Source organism: Streptomyces panaciradicis (assembly GCF_023516615.1).
Lineage (GTDB): Bacteria > Actinomycetota > Actinomycetes > Streptomycetales > Streptomycetaceae > Streptomyces > Streptomyces panaciradicis.
This window is the reverse complement of record NZ_JAMGBF010000074.1, coordinates 38,263-59,050: the sequence shown is the minus strand read 5'-3', so window position 1 is coordinate 59,050 and position 20,788 is coordinate 38,263. Positions and strand designations below refer to the sequence as shown.

15 protein-coding genes are annotated in these 20,788 nt (G+C 71.3%); 13 read left to right on the top strand and 2 right to left on the bottom strand.

Features of this window, described 5'->3' with window-relative positions:
• Positions 1-125: 125 nt before the first annotated feature.
• Both betA and M8J74_RS24160 read left to right on the top strand, forming a co-directional pair.
• Positions 126-1,796 (top strand): choline dehydrogenase, encoded by a 1,671-nt coding sequence (betA, locus tag M8J74_RS24165; protein WP_249838454.1) that lies wholly within the window; start codon positions 126-128, stop codon positions 1,794-1,796.
• A gap of 3 nt (positions 1,797-1,799) precedes the next feature.
• On the top strand, positions 1,800-2,636 hold the full coding sequence (locus M8J74_RS24160; RefSeq protein WP_249838453.1) for a methylenetetrahydrofolate reductase: 837 nt from the start codon (positions 1,800-1,802) through the stop codon (positions 2,634-2,636).
• A 103-nt stretch (positions 2,637-2,739) separates the two neighbouring features.
• On the opposite strand, the gene purU is transcribed toward M8J74_RS24160, so the two are convergent.
• Entirely contained in the window at positions 2,740-3,621 is an 882-nt protein-coding gene (purU, locus tag M8J74_RS24155; RefSeq protein WP_249838452.1) for a formyltetrahydrofolate deformylase, read from the bottom strand.
• A gap of 217 nt (positions 3,622-3,838) precedes the next feature.
• On the opposite strand from purU, the gene M8J74_RS24150 reads away from it, so the two are divergent.
• From M8J74_RS24150 to M8J74_RS24105, 10 genes are all read left to right on the top strand, one after another.
• Positions 3,839-5,308 carry an aldehyde dehydrogenase family protein gene (locus tag M8J74_RS24150; RefSeq protein ID WP_249838451.1) on the top strand — a complete coding sequence of 490 codons (1,470 nt, stop codon included), beginning with the start codon at positions 3,839-3,841 and terminating at the stop codon, positions 5,306-5,308.
• A gap of 20 nt (positions 5,309-5,328) precedes the next feature.
• Positions 5,329-6,417 (top strand): quaternary amine ABC transporter ATP-binding protein, encoded by a 1,089-nt coding sequence (locus M8J74_RS24145; protein ID WP_107416203.1) that lies wholly within the window; start codon positions 5,329-5,331, stop codon positions 6,415-6,417.
• Positions 6,417-8,429, top strand: a complete 2,013-nt coding sequence (locus M8J74_RS24140) for an ABC transporter permease (RefSeq protein WP_249838475.1) — start codon at positions 6,417-6,419, stop codon at positions 8,427-8,429. Before M8J74_RS24145 ends, M8J74_RS24140 begins: the two co-directional genes overlap by 1 nt.
• A gap of 14 nt (positions 8,430-8,443) precedes the next feature.
• Positions 8,444-9,412, top strand: coding sequence for an ABC transporter substrate-binding protein (locus tag M8J74_RS24135; RefSeq protein WP_249838450.1), 969 nt, complete (start codon positions 8,444-8,446; stop codon positions 9,410-9,412).
• A gap of 215 nt (positions 9,413-9,627) precedes the next feature.
• Positions 9,628-12,066: a GcvT family protein gene (locus tag M8J74_RS24130; RefSeq protein ID WP_249838449.1), complete on the top strand. Its 2,439-nt coding sequence runs from the start codon at positions 9,628-9,630 to the stop codon at positions 12,064-12,066.
• 114 nt (positions 12,067-12,180) lie between these two features.
• The gene (locus M8J74_RS24125) at positions 12,181-13,041 is read left to right on the top strand and encodes a bifunctional methylenetetrahydrofolate dehydrogenase/methenyltetrahydrofolate cyclohydrolase (RefSeq protein ID WP_249838448.1); all 861 of its coding nucleotides are present in this window, start codon (positions 12,181-12,183) and stop codon (positions 13,039-13,041) included.
• On the top strand, positions 13,038-14,324 hold the full coding sequence (gene glyA, locus M8J74_RS24120) for a serine hydroxymethyltransferase (protein ID WP_249838447.1): 1,287 nt from the start codon (positions 13,038-13,040) through the stop codon (positions 14,322-14,324). Before M8J74_RS24125 ends, glyA begins: the two co-directional genes overlap by 4 nt.
• Entirely contained in the window at positions 14,321-15,553 is a 1,233-nt protein-coding gene (locus M8J74_RS24115) for a sarcosine oxidase subunit beta family protein (RefSeq protein ID WP_249838446.1), read from the top strand. Before glyA ends, M8J74_RS24115 begins: the two co-directional genes overlap by 4 nt.
• Positions 15,554-15,573: 20 nt before the next feature.
• Entirely contained in the window at positions 15,574-18,750 is a 3,177-nt protein-coding gene (locus M8J74_RS24110) for a sarcosine oxidase subunit alpha family protein (protein WP_249838445.1), read from the top strand.
• Positions 18,743-19,345 carry a sarcosine oxidase subunit gamma gene (locus M8J74_RS24105; protein ID WP_058926975.1) on the top strand — a complete coding sequence of 201 codons (603 nt, stop codon included), beginning with the start codon at positions 18,743-18,745 and terminating at the stop codon, positions 19,343-19,345. The genes M8J74_RS24110 and M8J74_RS24105 overlap by 8 nt, the downstream gene beginning before the upstream one ends.
• 18 nt (positions 19,346-19,363) lie before the next feature.
• Here M8J74_RS24105 and M8J74_RS24100 read toward each other — a convergent pair whose 3' ends face one another.
• A complete protein-coding gene (locus tag M8J74_RS24100; RefSeq protein ID WP_249838444.1) occupies positions 19,364-20,215 on the bottom strand; it encodes a class I SAM-dependent methyltransferase in 852 nt (283 codons plus the stop codon).
• Between the two features lie 74 nt (positions 20,216-20,289).
• Here M8J74_RS24100 and M8J74_RS24095 point away from each other — a divergent pair, with 74 nt between their 5' ends.
• Positions 20,290-20,763, top strand: coding sequence for a helix-turn-helix domain-containing protein (locus M8J74_RS24095; RefSeq protein WP_249838443.1), 474 nt, complete (start codon positions 20,290-20,292; stop codon positions 20,761-20,763).
• Positions 20,764-20,788: the final 25 nt, after the last annotated feature.

Below are 20,788 nucleotides of genomic sequence, written 5' to 3'. Positions count from 1 at the left end.
TGCCGGTGCGGATCGGCGTGCCGGCCCCGGTTCCCGTCAAGTTGCGCGCCTCGCAACCTAGTGCGTATAGCGATACCGGTACTAGCATGCCTCGCGTATCTACGGCGCGAGCGAGACGAGGCACCATGGCTCCCTTGCAGTACGACTTCGTCATCGTCGGCGGCGGTTCGGCCGGCAGTGCACTGGCGAACCGGCTCTCGGCGGACCCGGCGAACAAGGTGCTGGTCCTGGAAGCGGGCCGGTCCGACTACCCGTGGGACGTCTTCATCCAGATGCCCGCGGCACTGACGTATCCCATCGGCAGCCGCTTCTACGACTGGAAGTACGAGTCGGAGCCCGAGCCCCACATGGGCGGCCGGCGCATCTACCACGCCCGCGGCAAGGTGCTCGGCGGTTCCAGCAGCATCAACGGCATGATCTTCCAGCGCGGCAACCCCATGGACTACGAGCGCTGGGCCGCCGATCCCGGGATGGAGGCGTGGGACTACGCCCACTGCCTGCCCTACTTCCGGCGCATGGAGAACTGCCTCGCCGCCGACCCGGACGACGAGTTCCGCGGCCACGACGGCCCCCTCGTCCTGGAGCGCGGCCCCGCCACCAACCCGCTGTTCACCGCCTTCCAGAAGGCCACCGAGGAAGCCGGCTACGCGCCCACCGACGACGTCAACGGCTACCGGCAGGAGGGGTTCGCCAAGTTCGACCGCAACGTCCACCGCGGCCGCCGCCTCTCGGCCTCCAAGGCCTACCTCAAGCCCGTCATGAAGCGGCCCAACCTCACCGTCACCACCCGCGCCCTGGTCACCCGCGTCCTGTTCGAGGGCAAGCGGGCCGTCGGCGTCGAGTACCGGCGCGGCAAGGGCGCCCCCCAGCAGGTCCGGGCCAAGGAGGTCATCCTCTGCGGCGGCGCCATCAACTCCCCCCAGCTCCTGCAGCTCTCCGGCGTCGGCAACGCGCGGGAGCTGAGCGCGCTCGGCATCGACGTCGTCCACGACCTGCCGGGCGTCGGCGAGAACATGCAGGACCACCTGGAGGTGTACGTCCAGTACGCCTGCAAGCAGCCGGTCTCCATGCAGCCGTACATGGCGAAGTGGCGCGCGCCCTTCATCGGCCTGCAGTGGCTGTTCCGCAAGGGGCCGGCCGCGACCAACCACTTCGAGGCGGGCGGTTTCGCCCGCAGCAACGACGACGTCGACTACCCCAACCTGATGTTCCACTTCCTGCCCGTCGCCGTCCGCTACGACGGCTCCTCGCCCTCCGGCGGCCACGGCTACCAGGTGCACGTGGGCCCCATGTACTCCGACGCCATCGGCTCGGTGAAGATCAAGAGCCGGGACCCGCGCGAGCACCCGGCGCTGCGCTTCAACTACCTCTCCACCGAGCAGGACCGCCGCGAGTGGGTCGAGGCGATCCGGGTCGCCCGCAGAATCCTCAACCAGCCCGCGATGGCCCCCTACAACGGCGGGGAGATCTCGCCGGGACCGAAGGTGGACACCGACGAGGAGATCCTCGCCTGGGTCGCGAAGGAGGGCGAGACCGCCCTGCACCCGTCCTGCACGTGCAAGATGGGCACCGACGAGATGGCCGTGGTCGACCCGGCCAGCATGCGGGTGCACGGAGTCGAGGGACTGCGCGTCGTCGACGCCTCCGTCATGCCGTACGTCACCAACGGCAACATCTACGCGCCCGTGATGATGGTCGCCGAGAAGGCCGCCGACCTGATCCTCGGCAACGAACCCCTCGCCCCGTCCAAGGCCGCCTACTACCGCCACCGCGACGCCCAGACGCAGGCCGGGTAGACCTTGGCCGGCCAAGCACTGCGCCGCCTGCTGGAGCACGTCCGCTACGAGGTGCTGCCCGCGGCGGCGACGGAGGAGAAGGTCCTCGCGCACGTCCCGCGCGACGTCGTGGTCACGGTCACGGCGTCGCCGGTCAAGGGACTGGAGCCGACCCTGGAGCTGACCGGGCGGCTCGCCGCGCACGGCTACCGCGTCGTCCCGCACGTGCCCGCGCGGCTGCTGCGGGACGACGTCCACCTCAAGGAGGTCGTCACCCGGCTGCGCGAGGCGGGCGTGGACGACGTCTTCGTACCGGCGGGCGACGCCGACCCGCCGGCGGGGCCCTACGACGGCGCCCTGCCGGTGCTGGTGAGGCTCGGCGAGCTGGGCGCGCCCTTCGCCCGGGTCGGCATCACGGGCTACCCCGAGAGCCATCCCCTCATCCACGACGACCTGACCGTCCAGGCGATGTGGGACAAGCGCGCGCACGCCACGTACATCGTCAGCAACCTGTGCTTCGACGCGCGGGTGCTGGGGGAGTGGATCGCGCGCGTGAGGCGCCGGGGAGTGACGCTGCCGCTGTGCGTGGGCGTCGCCGGCCCCGTGCAGCGGACCAAGCTGCTCGCCGTCGCGACGAAGATCGGCGTGGGGGAGTCGGCGCGGTTCCTGAGCAGGCATCCGTCGTGGTTCCTGCGGTTCGCCGCTCCCGGGGGCCATGCGCCGGAGCGGCTGCTGGAGCGCGGTGAGGCGGCACTGACCGCACCGGCGTCCGGTGTGGCGGGCCTGCACTTGTTCACCTTCAACCAGATCGCCGAGACCGAGCGCTGGCGCCGGGCGGCGCTGGAGCGGCTCGGCGGCTGACGCGGCGGCGGGGCCGGGAAGGACATCCGTCCGTCCCGGCCCCGCTTCCGTGTGTCCCCGAGCCGTCCGGCCGTCGTATACGGAGGACCGGCGCGAGGCGGCCTCAGCGGAAGACGACCGTGCGGTTGCCGTCCACCATCACGCGGCTCTCGCTGTGCCACTTCACCGCGTGCGCCAGCACCTGCGCCTCCACGTCCCGGCCGACCGTCACCAGTTCGCCGGGGTCGAGGGAGTGGTCGACGCGGACCACGTCCTGCTCGATGATCTGGCCCTCGTCCAGGTCCGGCGTGACGTAGTGCGCCGTCGCGCCGACCAGCTTCACACCGCGGGCGTACGCCTGCTCGTAGGGGCGCGCCCCCTTGAAGCTCGGGAGGAAGGAGTGGTGGATGTTGATGGCACGGCCGTCGAGCTGCTTGCACAGGTCGTCGGAGAGGATCTGCATGTAGCGGGCCAGCACGACGAGGTCGACGTCCAGCTCGCGCACCAGCTCCATCAGCCGGGCCTCGGCCTCGGGCTTGGTGTCGCGGGTGACCGGGACGTGGTGGAAGGGGATGCCGTAGGTCTCGGCCAGCCCCTCGAAGTCCCGGTGGTTGGAGACGATCGCCGGGATCTCGATGTTCAGCGACCCGGTGCGCCGGCGGAAGAGCAGGTCGTTCAGGCAGTGCCCGAACTTCGACACCATGATGAGCGTCCGGGTGGGGGTGGCGGCGTCGCGCATGGTCCAGGAGATGCGGTGGGCCTCGGCGACCGGGCCGAACCGGTAACGCAGGGTTTCCAGGTCCGCGATTGGATCGGAAACGTCGAAGTGGACCCTCATGAAGAAGCGGCCCTTGAGCCGGTCGTCGAACTGCTGGCTCTCCAGGATGTTGCCGCAGTTCCTGACGAGGAAGCCGCTCACGGCATGGACCAGTCCCGCGCTGTCGGGACAGGAGAGGGTGAGGACGTATTCGCGGCCTGACTGCGGACGAGGGAACTTGGGGGACACGGCGGCCTCCGTCGGTGCGTAATGCACAACTCAGTGAGCGATGCGCAACATAGTCCGGGCTCGCGGGACTCTCGGTCAAGAGAGAAGGGGCCTTTGGACCCTTGCCGAATCGTCATCGGCGGACCCCTTGACGTATGTCCTCACATTCGCCAGGGTGTTCCACCACAAGCAATACGGTGCACGATGCGCAACGCATTTCGGTTGAAGGGCTGGGCGCGTGGCAGACCTGTATGTGGACGGTGAATGGCGGGAGTCGGTGGCCGGTGGCCGCCGGGAGATCCGCTGTCCCGCTGACGGCACGCTCGCCGCGACCGTCTCCGAGGCGACACGCGCCGACACCGAGGCGGCGATCGCCGCGGCCCGCCGCGCCTTCGACGAGGGCCCCTGGCCGCGCACCCCCGAGCGCGAGCGCGGCGCCCTGCTGCTGCGCACCGCCGACATCATGGAGCGCGACGCCAAGGTGTTCGCCCGCGCCGAGTCGCTGGACACCGGCAAGCGGCTGGTGGAGAGCGAGTACGACATCGCCGACGTCGTCTCCTGCTTCCGCCACTACGGCGGCCTCGCCGGCACCGACGCCGGACGCGTCATCGACACCGGACGCGACGACGCCGTCAGCCGCGTCGAGTACGAGCCGGTCGGGGTCTGTGGACTGATCACACCCTGGAACTACCCTCTGCTGCAGGCCAGTTGGAAGGTCGCCCCGGCTCTCGTCGCCGGCAACACCTTCGTCCTCAAGCCCAGCGAGCTCACCCCCTCCACCTCCATCCTGCTGATGCGGGCCCTTGAAGAGGCGGGACTGCCCGCGGGCGCCGGCAACCTCGTCCTGGGCGCCGGACCCGAGGCGGGCGCCCCGCTCTCCGAGCACCCGGCGGTCGACATGGTCTCCTTCACCGGCGGACTGGAGACCGGCAAGCGGATCATGGCCACCGCCGCCGCGACCGTGAAGAAGGTCGCCCTCGAACTCGGCGGCAAGAACCCGAACGTCGTCTTCGCGGACGCCGACTTCGACGCGGCCGTCGACTTCGCCCTGACCGCCGTCTTCCTGCACTCCGGGCAGGTCTGCTCGGCCGGCGCCCGGCTGATCGTCGAGGACGCGCTGCACGACCGGTTCGTCGACGAGATCGTCCGCCGCGCCCGGAACATCCGGCTCGGCGGCCCCTTCGACCCCGACGCCGAGACCGGCGCGCTGATCTCCGCCCAGCACCTGGCGAAGGTCGAGGCGTACGTCGCCGCCGGGCTCGCCGAGGGCGCCGTACTGCGCTGCGGCGGCGCACGGCCCGACGACCCCGCCCTCGCGGGCGGCTTCTACTACCCGCCGACCGTCCTCGACGAGTGCCGGCAGGACATGCGGGTCGTGCACGAGGAGTCCTTCGGACCCGTGCTGACCGTCGAGCGCTTCACCGGCGAGGACGACGCCGTCCGCATCGCCAACGACACCGAGTACGGACTCGCCGGAGCCGTCTGGACGCAGGACGCGGGCCGCGCCCAGCGGGTCGCCCGGCGGCTGCGCCACGGCACGGTGTGGATCAACGACTACCACCCCTATGTGCCGCAGGCGGAATGGGGTGGCTTCGGGCACTCGGGCACGGGCCGGGAGCTGGGACCGACCGGCCTCAACGAATACCGCGAGCCCAAACACATCTGGCAGAACATCCAACCTCGGCCGCAGCACTGGTTCCGCGGCTGAACGCCGAAATGAGGTCGAACGTGACCACCACACAGACCGAGGTGCCGCAGCGGCGCGGCGGGCCCCAGGACTCGGCCGGCACGCCGGTGATCTCCGTGCGCAGGCTGTGGAAGGTGTTCGGGCCGAAGGCCGAGAAGGTGCCGGAGTCCGAGGAGCTGTGCGGCCTCAGCCGCCGCGAGCTCATGGACCGTACCGGCTGCACGGCCGCCGTCCGGGACGTCGGCTTCGACGTCGCCCCCGGCGAGGTCTTCGTCGTCATGGGCCTGTCCGGCTCCGGCAAGTCCACGCTCGTGCGCTGTCTGACCCGGCTGATCGAACCCACCTCCGGCGAGGTCGTCTTCGAGGGCGAGGACATCCGGGGTGCCGACGCGGCCCGGCTGCGCGAGCTGCGCCGCCGCAAGTTCTCCATGGTCTTCCAGCACTTCGGGCTGCTGCCGCACCGCCGGGTCGTCGACAACGTGGCCTTCGGCCTGGAGATCCGCGGCATGAGCCGGGCCGAACGCACCAAGCGGGCCCTGGAGGTCGTGGACCTGGTCGGCCTTTCCGGCTACGAGAACTCCTACCCCGACCAGCTCTCCGGCGGCATGCAGCAGCGCGTCGGCCTGGCACGGGCGTTGGCCGGTGAACCGGACGTCCTCTTCTTCGACGAGCCGTTCTCCGCGCTGGACCCGCTGATCCGCCGCGACATGCAGAACGAGGTCATCCGGCTGCACCACGAGGTCGGCAAGACCATGGTGTTCATCACCCACGACCTCTCCGAGGCGCTCAAGCTGGGCGACCGCATCCTGATCATGCGCGACGGCAGGACGGTCCAGTGCGGCACCGGCGACGAACTCGTCGGCGCCCCGGCCGACGACTACGTCCGCGAGTTCGTCAAGGACGTGCCGCGCGGCGAGGTCCTCACCCTGCGCTGGATCATGCGCCCGCCGGCCGACGGCGACGAACTCGACGGCCCCGAGCTCGGCCCGGACGTCGTCGTACGGGAGGCCACCCGCACGGTGCTGGCCGCCCACAAGCCGGTCAAGGTCGTCGAGAACGGCAAACTGCTCGGCATCGTCGGCGACGAGGAGATCCTCTCCGTGGTCGCCGGGCAGGAAGGCGGCGCATGATGGCCGTCACCATCGAGAAACCCGACGGGAAACCGGGCACGGCGGAGAAGACGGTCCCCGCCGCTCCCGTGGAGAAGACCCGCAGGATCAGCCGGGCCATGGTGGTCGGCGCCGTCCTGGTCGTCTGGCTGGTGCTGTTCGCCGTGCTGCGCGGCAAACAGACCCTGTCTCTCGCGGCGGCCGACCTCACCGGCCTGCACAAATGGCTGAACGACCTCAACGACTCCATCGGCGCCAACCGCAACTCCAACCCGCTCTTCCTGTACTTCTTCAACGAGATCCGGCTGGTCATCGACAACCTGGTGACCTTCATCCAGCACCTGATCTCCCAGCCGTCCGGCGCCCGTCCGGTCCCGCAGATCGGCTGGCTCGGCGTGGTCGGCCTGGCGGGCTACGTCTCCTGGGCCGTCGGCAACTGGCGGGTGGCGCTGCTGGCGGTGGCGGGCTTCACCTTCTTCGGGCTGCAGGGCCTGTGGCAGGAGAGCATGGACACCCTCGCGCTCACCGTCTCCGCGGTGTTCGTGGCGCTGCTCTTCGCCATCCCGCTCGGGGTGTGGGCCGGGCTGTCCGACCGCTTCAACCGGGTCGTCACGCCGTTCCTCGACTTCATGCAGACGATGCCCACCTTCGTCTACCTCGCCCCGCTGACCCTGATCTTCCTCATCGGCGGCGCCTCCGCCACCATCGCCACCGTCATCTACGCGGCCCCGCCGACGATCCGCATCACCGCGCACGCCATCCGCAACGTGTCGAAGACGACCGTCGAGGCGGCCGACTCGCTCGGCGCCACCCGCCGCCAGTCGCTGCTGAAGGTCCTGCTGCCGATGTCCAAGCGGACCGTGGTGATGGGCGTCAACCAGACCATCATGGCCGCCCTGGCCATGGTGACCATCGCGGCGCTCATCAACGCCCCCGGACTCGGCGCGAACGTCATCCAGGCCCTGCAGTCGCTCGACGTGGGCACGGCCTTCAACGCGGGCCTCGCCATCGTCGTCATGGCGATCGTGCTGGACCGGGTCACCACCGCGGCCAGCGCCCGCGAGGAGACCTCGCGCAACGCCAAGGACCGCTTCGCGACATGGCGCCGGCCGCTGCTGGGCGCCGGCGCGGTCCTCACCCTGGTCCTGATCTACCTGTCGCACACCTACCTGTGGGCGGCCGACTTCCCCGGCGACGGCACCGTCGGCACCCACATCGCCAGTGCCGCCGACACCGCGACCAACTGGGCGCAGGACCACCTGTCGGGCCTGACCAACGCCATCCGCGACGTCCTGACCAACGGCCTGCTCAACCCGTTCCAGACCCTGCTCACCGACTCCCCGTGGTGGCTGGTGGGGGCGGTGCTGGTCGTGCTGGGCGTGGTGCTCGGCGGCTGGAAGGCCGGTGTCACGGCGGCCGTGTGCGTGGGCCTGCTGGTCGGCACCGGTCTGTGGTCGGACGCCATGACCACGCTGGCCTCGACGCTGGTGGCGACCGTGCTGGTGATGGTCCTCGGCATCGTCTTCGGGGTGTGGATGGGCCGCAGCGCGATAGTGGACCGCATCATCCGGCCCAGCCTCGACGCGGCCCAGGTCATGCCGCCGTTCGTCTATCTCGTGCCGTTCCTCGCGCTGTTCGGCGCCACCCGCTTCACGGCGATCGTCGCCGCCGTCGTCTACGGCGCGCCCGTCGCCATGAAGATCATCGCCGACGGGATCCGGGCCGTGCCGGAGACCACCGTGGAGGCGGCCACCTCCGCCGGGTGCAACACCTGGCAGATCATCACCAAGGTTCAACTGCCGATGTCACGCAGTGCCCTGACGCTCGCGACCAACCAGGGCCTGATCTACGTGCTGTCGATGGTTGTGGTGGGCGGCCTGGTAGGAGCGGGCGCCCTCGGCTACGACGTCGTGGCCGGATTCTCGCAGGGTGAGCTGTACGGCAAGGGGCTGGCGGCGGGACTCGCCATCGTACTGCTCGGAGTCATGTTCGACCGGATCACTCAGGCAGCGGCGCGACGCGCGAGCGCTTAAAGGAGCAGGACACCATGGCAAGACACTGGCGTGCCGGCGCGGCCGGCCTGGCCGTCCTCGGCCTCACCCTCACCGCCTGCGGCGGTGCGAAGGTCGGCGACACCTCCTCGGGCTCGGACAACGCGGGCGGCTCCGGCAAGTGCGGCGCCTTCAACCTCGCGGTCAACCCCTGGGTGGGCTACGAGGCCGACGCGGCGGTCGTCGCCTACGTCGCCCAGCACAAGCTCGGCTGCACCGTGAACAAGAAGAACCTCAAAGAGGAGATCGCCTGGCAGGGCTTCGGCACCGGCGAGGTCGACACCGTCCTGGAGAACTGGGGTCACGACGACCTGAAGAAGAAGTACATCAGCGGCCAGAAGACCGCCCAGGAGGCCGGCCAGACCGGCAACAAGGGCATCATCGGCTGGTACGTGCCGCCGTGGCTGGCCAAGGCGCACCCCGACATCCTCGACTGGAAGAACCTCAACAAGTACGCCGCGAACTTCAAGACCTCGGAGTCGGGCGGCAAGGGCCAGCTCCTGGACGGCGACCCGTCCTACGTCACCAACGACGCGGCCCTGGTGAAGAACCTCAAGCTGAACTTCAAGGTGGTGTACGCGGGCAGCGAGACCGCGCTCATCCAGTCCTTCCGGGACGCCGAGAAGAACAAGAAGTGGGTCATCGGCTACTTCTACGAGCCGCAGTGGTTCCTGTCCGAGGTCCCGCTGAAGAAGGTGTCGCTGCCCAAGTACACGACCGGCTGCGACGCGGTGGCGGAGAAGATCGCCTGCGACTACCCGGTCTACGACCTGGACAAGATCGTCAGCACGAAGTTCGCCAAGTCCGGCAGCCCCGCCTACAAGCTGGTGAAGAACTTCAACTGGACGAACGACGACCAGAACACCGTCGCCAAGTACATCGCGCAGGACAAGATGACCGACGACGCGGCCGCGAAGAAGTGGGTCGACGCCAACAAGGACAAGGTGGACGCCTGGCTCAAGTAGGCCCGGCCCGGGGCCGGTCGAACACGCCCGGCGGGCGGTGCGCACCCTCGCGCACCGCCCGCCGGGCATTGCCGTGTTCAGGCCGTGTTTCGGGCCGTTTTCCGACGTCACGGACCCCTTGACACCCCCCTCCACGAAAGGCACGCTGAGTTGCGCAACCTGAATCACGTTGCGCAGAAAGCAACTGAACGGTTCTTGATTCCGGAGGTGCGGCGATGGCGGGACCCCGAGTGGTGATCATCGGAGTGGGCGTCGTGGGAGCGGCCCTCGCGGACGAGATCTCCGCACGAGGCTGGACCGAAGTGACCGTGGTCGACCAGGGCCCCCTCCCCGCCACCGGAGGATCCTCGTCGCACGCCCCCGGCCTGGTCTTCCAGACGAACTCGTCCAAGACCATGACCGAACTGGCCCGCTACACCGTCGAGAAGTTCTGCTCCCTCGACGTCGACGGCAAGCCCTGCTTCCTGCAGGTCGGCGGCCTGGAAGTGGCCACCACCCCCGAGCGGCTGACGGAACTGCGCCGCCGCCACGGCTGGATCACCGCCTGGGGCATCGAGTCCCGGCTGCTGACCTCCGACGAGTGCGTCGAGCGCCACCCGCTGGTCGACCGCGACAAGGTCCTCGGCGGCCTCCTCGTCCCCACCGACGGCCTCGCCAAGGCCGTCCTCGCCGTCGAGGCCCAGATCCGCCGCGCCACCGAGCGCGGCGTCACCTTCCTCGCCCGCCACGAGGTCCTGGACATCCTCCGGGCCGACGGCGAGGTCACCGGCGTCCGCACCGACCAGGGAGACCTGGAGGCCGACATCGTCGTGTGCTGCGCCGGCATCTGGGGCCCGAAGATCGCCCGCATGGCCGGGATGAACCTCCCGCTCACCCCGCTCGCCCACCAGCTCGCCTGGACCGGCCCGATTCCCGCCCTCGCCGGCCAGACCGAGGAGGCCGTCCGCCCGATCCTGCGCCACCAGGATGCCGACCTGTACTACCGCGACCGCTTCGACGGCATCGGCATCGGCTACTACGGCCACCGCCCCATGCCCATCACCGCCGACGAGATCCTCTCCGTCGACGAGGCCGGCGGCATGCCCTCGGTCCTGAAGTTCACGGAAGAGGACTTCGCGCCCGCCTGGAGCGAGACGCAGAACCTGCTCCCCGCCACCCGGGACGCCAAGGTCGAGGAGGGCATCAACGGCCTGTTCTCCTTCACCACCGACAACTTCCCGCTCCTCGGGGAGTCCCCGGACCTCAAGGGCTTCTGGGTCGCCGAGGCCGTCTGGGTCACCCACTCCGCGGGCGTCGGCCGGGCCATGGCCGAATGGCTGGTCGACGGCCACTGTTCGTCCTTCGACCTGCACGAGTGCGACGTCAACCGCTTCGAGCCGCACCAACTGACCCCCGAGTACGTCCTGGCCCGCGACTGCCAGAACTTCGTCGAGGTCTACGACATCCTCCACCCCCTCCAGCCGTCCGGCCGGCCGCGCCCGATCCGCAAGAGCCCCTTCTTCGCCCGCCAGCAGGAGCACGGGGCGTTCTTCCTGGAGGCCAACGGCTGGGAGCGCCCGCAGTGGTACGAGGCCAACGCGCACCTGGTGGAAGGCCGTTCCATCCCCACGCCGAACGACTGGGCCGCGCGGTACTGGTCGCCGATCGTCGGCGCCGAGGCCCAGGTCACCCGCGAGACGGTCGCCCTGTACGACATGACCGCCCTCAAGCGCCTGGAGGTCAGCGGCCCCGGCGCCGCCGACTTCCTGGAGCGCCTGGTCACCGGCAAGGTCGCCAAGTCCGTCGGCTCGGTGACCTACACGTTGCTCCTGGACCACGACGGCGGCATCCGCAGCGACATCACCGTGGCGCGGCTGGCGCGCGACCTCTTCCAGGTCGGCGCCAACGGCAACCTCGACCTCGACTGGTTCACCCGCCACCTGCCCGCGGACGGCACCGTCCAGGTCCGCGACATCACGCCCGGCACCTGCTGCATCGGCCTGTGGGGGCCCCTGGCCCGCAAGGTCCTGCAGCCGCTGACCGACGAGGACTTCTCGAACGACGGCCTGAAGTACTTCCGCGCCAAGCGCGCCCACATCGGCAGCGTCCCGGTCACCGCGATGCGGCTGTCGTACGTCGGCGAACTCGGCTGGGAGCTGTACACCACCGCCGACCTCGGCGAGAAGCTCTGGGACACCCTGTGGGCGGCGGCCGAACCCCTCGGCGGCATCATCGCCGGCCGCGGCGCCTTCAACAGCCTGCGCCTGGAGAAGGGTTACCGCTCCTTCGGCACCGACATGACCTACGAGCACGACCCCTACGAGGCCGGCGTCGGCTTCGCGGTCAAGCCCGACAAGGAGGACTTCGTCGGCAAGGCGGCACTGTCGCTCCGCAAGGAGCACGTGGGGCGCAGGCTGACCTGCCTCACCATCGACGACCCGCGGTCGGTCGTGCTGGGCAAGGAGCCTGTGTACGACGGGGAGCGGGCCGTCGGGTACGTCACCAGCGCGGCGTACGGCTACACCATCGGCAAGGGGATCGCGTACGCGTGGCTGCCGGTGGAGGTGGCTGCGCCGGGCACGGTGCTGCACATCGGGTATTTCGACGAGCGCGTCGAGGCGGTCGTCGCCGAGGAGCCGTTGTTCGATCCGACGATGTCGCGGCTGCGGGGGTGAGTTCCGAAGGGCCGCGGCGGGTCGGTGTTCGGCCGCGGGCTCGTCGTGGCTGGTCGCGCAGTTCCCCGCGCCCCTTCACAGCATCCAGTCCTCGTCAGGGAAGGAGCACCGTCGGTGACAGCACAGGTACTCGACGGCAAGGCCACCGCCGGCCGCATCCGGCATGAACTGGCCGATCGTGTCGCCAAGTTGACCGCCGGCGGTGATCGCCCGCCCGGTCTCGGGACCGTTCTCGTCGGGGACGACCCCGGCAGCCGGGCCTACGTCGCAGGGAAGCACCGGGACTGCGCTCAGGTCGGTATCGCCTCCCTCCGGCGGGAACTGCCCGCCGACGCGACCCAGCGGCAGGTCGAGGACGTCGTCGACCAGCTCAACGCCGACCCCGCCTGCACCGGCTACATCGTCCAACTCCCGCTCCCGGCACACCTGGACGCGAACGCCGTGCTGGCCCGCATGGACCCGGCCAAGGACGCCGACGGGCTGCACCCCGTGAACCTCGGCCGGCTCGTCCTGGGCAGCGAGGCGCCGCTGCCCTGCACCCCGCGGGGCATCGTCGAACTGCTGCGCCGACACGAGGTGCCCCTCGCCGGGGCACGGGTCTGCGTGATCGGACGCGGCATCACCGTCGGACGCCCCATCGGCCTGCTGCTGACCCGCCGCTCCGAGAACGCCACCGTCACCCTCTGCCACACCGGCACCAAGGGCCTGGCCTGGCACGTCCGCGAGGCCGACATCGTCGTCGCGGCCGCCGGGTCGCCCGGACTGATCACCAAGGACATGCTGCGCCCCGGCGCGGCCGTCCTGGACGTCGGTATCACCCGCACCGCACACGGGCTGGTCGGCGACGTGCACCCGGAGGCCGCCGCGGTCGCCGGATGGGTCGCGCCGATGCCCGGAGGCGTGGGCCCCATGACCCGCGCGATGTTGCTCGCCAACGTCGTCGAGGCCGCCGAGAGGAACGCGAACGCCGTATGAACGCGCTCAACACCCCGCTGTCGGAGCTGGACCCCGAGGTCCACGCGGCCCTCGCCGCCGAACTGCACCGCCAGCAGTCCACACTGGAGATGATCGCCTCCGAGAACTTCGCGCCGACCGCCGTGATGGAGGCGCAGGGCTCGGTCGCCACCAACAAGTACGCCGAGGGCTACCCCGGCCGGCGCTACTACGGTGGCTGCGAACACGTCGACGTCACCGAGCGGTTGGCGATCGAACGGGTCAAGTCCCTCTTCGGCGCCGCCTTCGCCAACGTCCAGCCGCACTCCGGCGCCCAGGCCAACACGGCGGTCTTCTTCGCCCTGTTGCAGCCCGGCGACACGATCCTCGGTCTCGACCTCGCGCACGGCGGCCACCTCACCCACGGCATGCGCATCAACTACAGCGGCAAGATGCTGAACGTCGTGCCCTACCACGTCTCCGAGGCCGACAACCTGGTCGACCTGGACGAGGTCGAGCGCCTCGCCAAGGAACACCGCCCCAAGATGATCATCGCGGGCTGGTCGGCGTACCCCCGGCAGCTGGATTTCGCGGCCTTCCGCCGGATCGCCGACGAGGTGGGCGCCCTGCTGATGGTCGACATGGCGCACTTCGCGGGCCTGGTCGCGGCCGGACTGCACCCCAACCCGGTCCCGCACGCCCACGTCACCACCACGACCACCCACAAGACCCTCGGCGGCCCGCGCGGCGGCGTCATCCTGACCAACGACGCCGACCTCGCCAAGAAGATCAACTCCGCGGTGTTCCCGGGCATGCAGGGCGGCCCGCTGGAACACGTCATCGCCGCGAAGGCGGTCTCCTTCAAGGTCGCCGCCTCCCCGGAGTTCGCCGAACGCCAGGCCCGCACGCTGGCCGGCGCCCGCATCCTCGCCGAGCGCCTCAACCGGCCGGACGCGGCGGCCGCCGGGGTGAAGGTCCTGACCGGCGGCACGGACGTCCACCTGGTCCTCGTCGACCTCCGGGAGTCCCCGCTCGACGGCCGCCAGGCGGAGGACCTCCTCCACCACATCGGCATCACGGTCAACCGCAACGCGGTCCCCTTCGACCCGCGCCCGCCCATGGTCACCTCCGGCCTGCGCATCGGCACCCCGGCCCTGGCCACCCGCGGCTTCACCGAGGACGACTTCGCCGACGTCGCCGACGTCATCGCCCTCGCCCTCCAGCCGGAGCCGGACACCGCCGCCCTGCGCGCCCGCACGGCCGCGCTGGCCGCCCGGCACCCGCTCTACCCGCACCTTTCCGGACCCGCAGGAGACGCCCGATGAGCCCCACCACCCCCGGCGCCGACCTCCCCGACCACCCGGACTTCCTCTGGCGCACGCCCGAGCCGAAGCGGTCGTACGACGTCATCGTGGTGGGCGGCGGCGGGCACGGCCTCGCGACCGCCCACTACCTGGCGAAGAACCACGGCATCACCAACGTCGCCGTGCTGGAGAAGGGCTGGCTGGCCGGCGGCAACATGGCCCGCAACACCACGATCATCCGCTCCAACTACCTGTGGGACGAGAGCGCGGGCATCTACGAGCACGCGCTGAAGCTGTGGGAGGGCCTGGAGGAGGAACTGGACTACCCCATCCTCTTCTCCCAGCGCGGCGTGCTGAACCTCGCCCACAGCCTCCAGGACGTCCGCGACAGCGTGCGCCGCGTCGAGGCGAACCGCCTCAACGGCGTCGACGCCGAATGGCTGGACGCCGAGCAGGTCCAGGAGGTCTGCCCGATCGTCAACATCTCGCCCGACGTGCGCTACCCGGTCCTCGGCGGCACCTACCAGCCCCGCGCCGGCATCGCCAAGCACGACTACGTCGCCTGGGGCTTCGCCCGCTCCGCCGACGCCGCGGGCATCGACATCATCCAGAACTGCGAGGTCACCGGCCTGGACGTGGTCGACGGCCGGGTGGTGGGGGTCCGCACCAGCCTGGGGCCGATCGCCGCGGGCAAGGTCGCCCTCTGCTCCGCCGGGCACACCTCGGTCCTCGCCGCCATGGCCGGCATCGAACTCCCGCTGCAGAGCCACCCGTTGCAGGCCCTGGTGTCGGAACTGCTGGAGCCGGTGCACCCGACGGTGGTCATGTCGAACGCCGTCCACGTCTACGTCAGCCAGGCGCACAAGGGCGAACTGGTGATGGGCGCGGGCATCGACTCCTACAACTCCTACACCCAGCGCGGCGCGTTCCACATCATCGAGGACCAGATGTCCGCCGCCCTGGAACTCTTCCCCGTCTTCGCCCGCGCCCACGTCCTGCGCACCTGGGGCGGCATCGTCGACGTCAGCCCCGACGCCTCCCCGATCGTCGGCCTCAGCCCCGTCGACAACCTCTACCTCAACTGCGGCTGGGGCACCGGCGGTTTCAAGGCCACACCGGGCGTCGGCTGGGTCTACGCCCACACCATCGCCCACGACACCCCGCACCCCCTCAACGCCCCCTTCTCGCTCGACCGTTTCACCACCGGCGCGCTCGTCGACGAGCACGGCGCGGCCGCGGTCGCCCACTAGGACCCCTGGGAGCCGACCCCATGCTGCTCATTTCCTGCCCCTGGTGCGGGCCCCGCGACGAGTCCGAGTTCCACTACGGCGGCCAGGCCCACGTCCCCTACCCCCAGGACCCCTCGGCCCTGACCGACGAGGAGTGGGCCCGCTACCTGTTCTTCCGCGCCAACCCCAAGGGCCCCTTCGCCGAACGCTGGAGCCACGCGACGGGCTGCCGCCGCTGGTTCAACGCGGTACGCGACACCGCGACGAACGAGATCCTCGCGGTGTACCGGGCGGGGGAGGAGCGCCCGCCCACTCCCGGGCCCCGGCCGGCAGATCCAGCCTGTCCGGGGGTACCCCCTCTGGGGGATTTTGAGGACAAGGCCCCTTCAGGGCCGATCGAGGGTCTGGGGGCGGAGCCCCCAGCACACCGTCGCACCGGCAAGCGCACCCTCACCTTCACTTTCGACGGCACCGAATACCAGGGCGTACACGGAGACACCCTCGCCTCCGCCCTCCTCGCCAACGGCATCATCGCGGCAGCGACCAGCATCAAGCTCGGCCGCCCCCGAGGCATCTTCTCCGCCGGCGTGGAAGAACCCAACGCCGTCGTCCAGATCGAGGAACCCTTCCCCGAGCCGATGCTCCCCGCCACCACCGTCGAGCTCTACGACGGCCTGGTCGCGAGCAGCCTCTCCGGCCAGGGCCGCCTCGCCGCCACCCCCGACCCGGCCCGCTACGACGCCGTGCACGACCACTGCGACCTGCTGATCGTCGGCGCCGGCCCGGCCGGCCTCGCGGCGGCCGCCGCCGCGGCCCGCAGCGGCGCCCGCGTCATCCTCGCCGACGACCGCCCCGAACCCGGCGGCAGCCTCCTCGGCACGGGCGAACTCCTCGACTGGGTCGCCGAGACCACCGCTCACCTGGACGCCGCCTCCGAGGTCAGGGTCCTGCGCCGCACCACCGTCTTCGGCTACTACGACGACAACCACCTCCTGGCCGTCGAGCGCCGCACCCACCACCTCGGCGCCGCCGCCCCGCCGGACGTCGCCCGCGAACGCGTCCACCGCATCCGCGCCCGCCGCGTCGTCCTCGCCACCGGCGCCCACGAACGCTCGCTCGCCTTCGCGGACAACGACCGGCCCGGCGTGATGCTGGCCGCCTCGGCCCGCACGTACGTCAACCGGCACGGCGTCCTGCCCGGCCGTCACGCGGTCGTGTTCACCACCAACGACAGCGCGTACGCGGCGGCGCTGGACCTGCACGCGGCCGGTGTCGGGATCGCCGCGATCGTCGACACCCGCACCGACCCGGGCGAGTGGGCGGAGCGCGCCCGCGCGGCCGGCATCGAGGTGCTGCCGGGGCACGCCGTCGTCGGCACGGACGGCGCGGCGCGGCTGACCGCGGTGACCGTCGCCCCGTACGGACAGACCGTGGGGGAGCGGGAGTTCACCGCCGACCTGCTGCTGGTCTCGGGCGGCTGGAACCCGGTGGCGCACCTGTTCAGCCAGGCGGGAGGCCGGCTCCGCTTCGACGACGCGCTCGGCAGCTTCGTTCCCGACACCTGCCGGCAGGCCGTCGAGGTCGCGGGCAGCGCGAGCGGTGTCCTCGACCTGGCCGCCGTCCTCGCGCAGGGCGCGGCGGCCGGGGCCCGGGCACTCGAGGCCGAGGGCTACGCGCCCGAGACCCCGCGCCTTCCTCGGCCGCCCGCCCAGCCGCGGCCGACACCCCCCATGCGGGTCTTCACGGTGCCCGGCCGCGAGGGCGCCCCCCGTTTCGTCGACCTCCAGCGCGACGTCACGGTCGAGGACCTGTCGCGCGCCACCGGCGCCGGGCTGCGCTCGGTGGAGCACACCAAGCGCTACACCACGGCCGGCACCGCCAACGACCAGGGCAAGACCTCCGGCGTCCTGGCGAGCGGAGTCGTCGCCGAACTGCTCGGCGTGGACGTCTCCGAGCTCGGCACGACCACGTTCCGCCCGCCCTACACCCCGGTCTCCTTCGCCGCCCTCGCCGGCCGCGACCGCGGCGCGCTGAGCGACCCGGTGCGCACCACCGCCCTGCACGAGTGGCACGTCGGACACGGCGCGCTGTTCGAGAACGTCGGTCAGTGGAAGCGCCCCTGGTACTACCCGCGGGACGGCGAGGACATGGAGAGCGCGGTGCTGCGCGAGTGCGCCGCGGCCCGGGAGGGCGTCGCCTTCATGGACGCCTCCACCCTCGGCAAGATCGACGTCCAGGGCCCGGACGCCGGCGTCCTCCTGGACCGGCTCTACACCAACATGATGAGCACCCTGAAGGTCGGCATGATCCGCTACGGCGTGATGTGCCGCCCGGACGGCATGGTCTTCGACGACGGCACCGTCATCCGCCTCGCCCCCGACCGCTTCCTGGTCACCACGACCACCGGCAACGCGGCGGCCGTACTGGACTGGATGGAGGAGTGGCTGCAGACGGAGTGGCCGGAACTGCGCGTGCACTGCACGTCCGTGACCGAGCAGTGGGCCACCGTCGCCCTCGTCGGCCCCCAGTCGCGCGCGGTCCTCGGCTCGCTCGCGCCCCAACTGGCCGTCGCCAACGAGGACTTCCCGTTCATGGCCTGGCGGGAGACGACCGTCGCCGGCATCGAGGCACGTGTGTGCCGCATCAGCTTCTCCGGCGAACTCGCCTACGAGATCAACGTCTCGCCCTGGCAGGCCCTCGCCCTGTGGGAGGCGCTGTACGAGGCCGGCGCCCCCTACGGCATCACCCCGTACGGCACCGAGACCATGCACGTCCTGCGCGCCGAGAAGGGCTACCCGATCGTCGGCCAGGACACCGACGGCACGGTCACCCCGCAGGACCTCGGCATGAGCTGGGTGGTGTCGAAGAAGAAGCCGGACTTCATCGGCAAGCGCTCCTACGCCCGCGCCGACACCGTCCGCCCCGACCGCAAGCACCTGGTCGGCCTGCTCCCCGAGGACCCGGCCACCTTCCTGCCGGAGGGCACGCATCTGGTGGCCGACAGCGTGCTGCCCGCCCCGCCCGTCCCGATGCTCGGGCACGTCACCTCCAGCTACCGCAGCGCCGCCCTGGGCCGGACCTTCGCCCTGGCCCTGGTCAAGGGCGGCCGGGACCGCATCGGCGAGCGGCTCTACGCGCCCGTCGGCGACCGGCTGGTCCCGGTGACCGTCGCAAGCCCCGTCCTCTACGACCCCGAGGGAGCCCGCCGCGATGGCTGACACCGCGCTCACCGCCCCGCCCCGCAGCCCCCTGGCGCACGCCGCCGGCCGCCTGGCGGCCGCGACACGCGCCTCCGGCGGCGCCGTCCGGCTGGCCGAACTGCCCTTCCTGACCCAGGTGAACGTGCGCCTCGACGCCAAGGGGCCGGCGGCGGACGCCGTGGCGCTCGCCCTGGGCCTGCAACTGCCGCTGGAACCCGACACCGTCGTGCGCGCCGGCGAGTTGAGGGCGCTGTGGCTCGGCCCGGACGAATGGCTGCTGGTCGGCCCGCCGGGCACCCGGCACGAACTGGAGGGCCGGGTCCGGGAGGCGGCCGGGGAGGAACCGGTGTCCGTCACCGACGTCTCCGCCCAGCGCACCACCCTCCTCGTCGCCGGTCCCCGCGCCCGCGACCTGCTGGCCCACGGCTGCGCCCTCGACCTGCACCCGCGCGTCTTCGGCCCCGGCCGCTGCGCCCAGACCGCCCTGGGCCGCACCCAGGTCGTCCTGGTCTCGCGTGACGAGGCCCGGGCCGGCTTCTGGGTGCTGGTCCGCTCGTCCTTCGCCGGCTACCTCACCGACTGGCTGCTGGACGCGGCGACGGAGTACGTGTAGCCCGCGGCGACACACGCCCTAGGAGGCGTGGGCGTCGACCAGCCAGGCGCCCGCCGTGAAGCGGACGTCCGGGCCGTGCACGAAGGGCTCGAAGGCGGCGCGGACGGTCTCGGTCACCTTCGTCCGGGTCGCCTCGTCCACCTCCCGCAGGGCCTGCCCGACCGGCCCCATCTTCGTGAAGTAGCCGATCAACTGCCGCTCGGGGAAGGTGCATTCGGCGTCGAACGGCCGGACGTCGACATCGCTCCAGCCGCTCTCCGCCAGGATGCTCCGGACCCGGTCGCGGTCGGCGAAGGCGAACTGGCCCGGCTCGTCGGGGCGGCGGGCGGGCAGGCCGGGCAGGTACGGCGCCGCGGCACGCTCGGCCGTCGTCATGAACGGATTGTCCGCCGGGCCGCGCCAGGCGATGAACCGCAGCCCGGCCCCCTCGCGCGCCGCCCGCCGGAGATTGGCGAAGGCCCGGACGGGGTCGGCGAAGAACATCACGCCGAACCGGGAGAAGAGGGCGTCGAAGCCGCCCGGCTCGAAGGCGTGCTCGGCCGCGTCGGCGCGGACGAAGGACGCGGCGGTGCCCTCACGCTCGGCGCGCTCCCGGGCGGCGGCGATCATCGCCTCGGAGATGTCCACGCCCACGCAGCGGGCCGTGGGCCCGAGCCGCCGCGCGGCCGCCAGGGTCGTGCCGCCGGTCCCGCAGCCCACGTCCAGGACCCGGCCCGCCGGCCCGGCCCATGCCTCCACCGCGTCGAGGAGGGGTGCCTCGAAGGGCCTGAGCAGCCCGTCCAGCACCGCCTGGGCCTCCACCCAGGCGTGTCCCGCGGCGCCGTTCCAACGGGCCGCCTGTTCGTCACCGGTGCTGCGCTCCACGTCCATGACCGTCTCCTGTGCTTGCCGTCATCGGGCCAGGATGACACCGTGCTACTTCAAGCCGACTTGAGGTCAAGAGGATGACAGAGCTGGACATCGCCGAGGTGGTCCGGCGCGCCGGGGTGCCCGCCTCCACGCTGCGCTACTACGAGGAGAAGGGCCTGATCACACCGGTCGGGCGACGCGGCCTGCGCCGCCAGTACGACCCGTCCGTGCTGGAGCGTCTCGCGCTGATCGCGCTGGCCCGCACCGCCGGGTTCCCGCTCGACGAGATCGCGCGGGTCTTCGCACCGGACGGGACGATCCGCATCGACCGGGAGGCCCTGCTGGCCAAGGCCGGGGAGCTGGACCGGCGGATCGGCGAACTGGCCGTCCTGCGCGACTCCCTGCGGCACGTCGCCGCCTGCCCGGCGCCCAGCCACATGGAGTGCCCCACGTTCCGGCACATCCTCGCGGCCACCGCGGCCGCGGACGTTCCGGGCCGCCCGAAGCGGGCACCCGGAGCAGCGTGGAACCCCTCGATCCCGTCAAGCGCCAACGAGTACGCTCCGTGACCACGCAGTCGCCGTACCGCCCGTA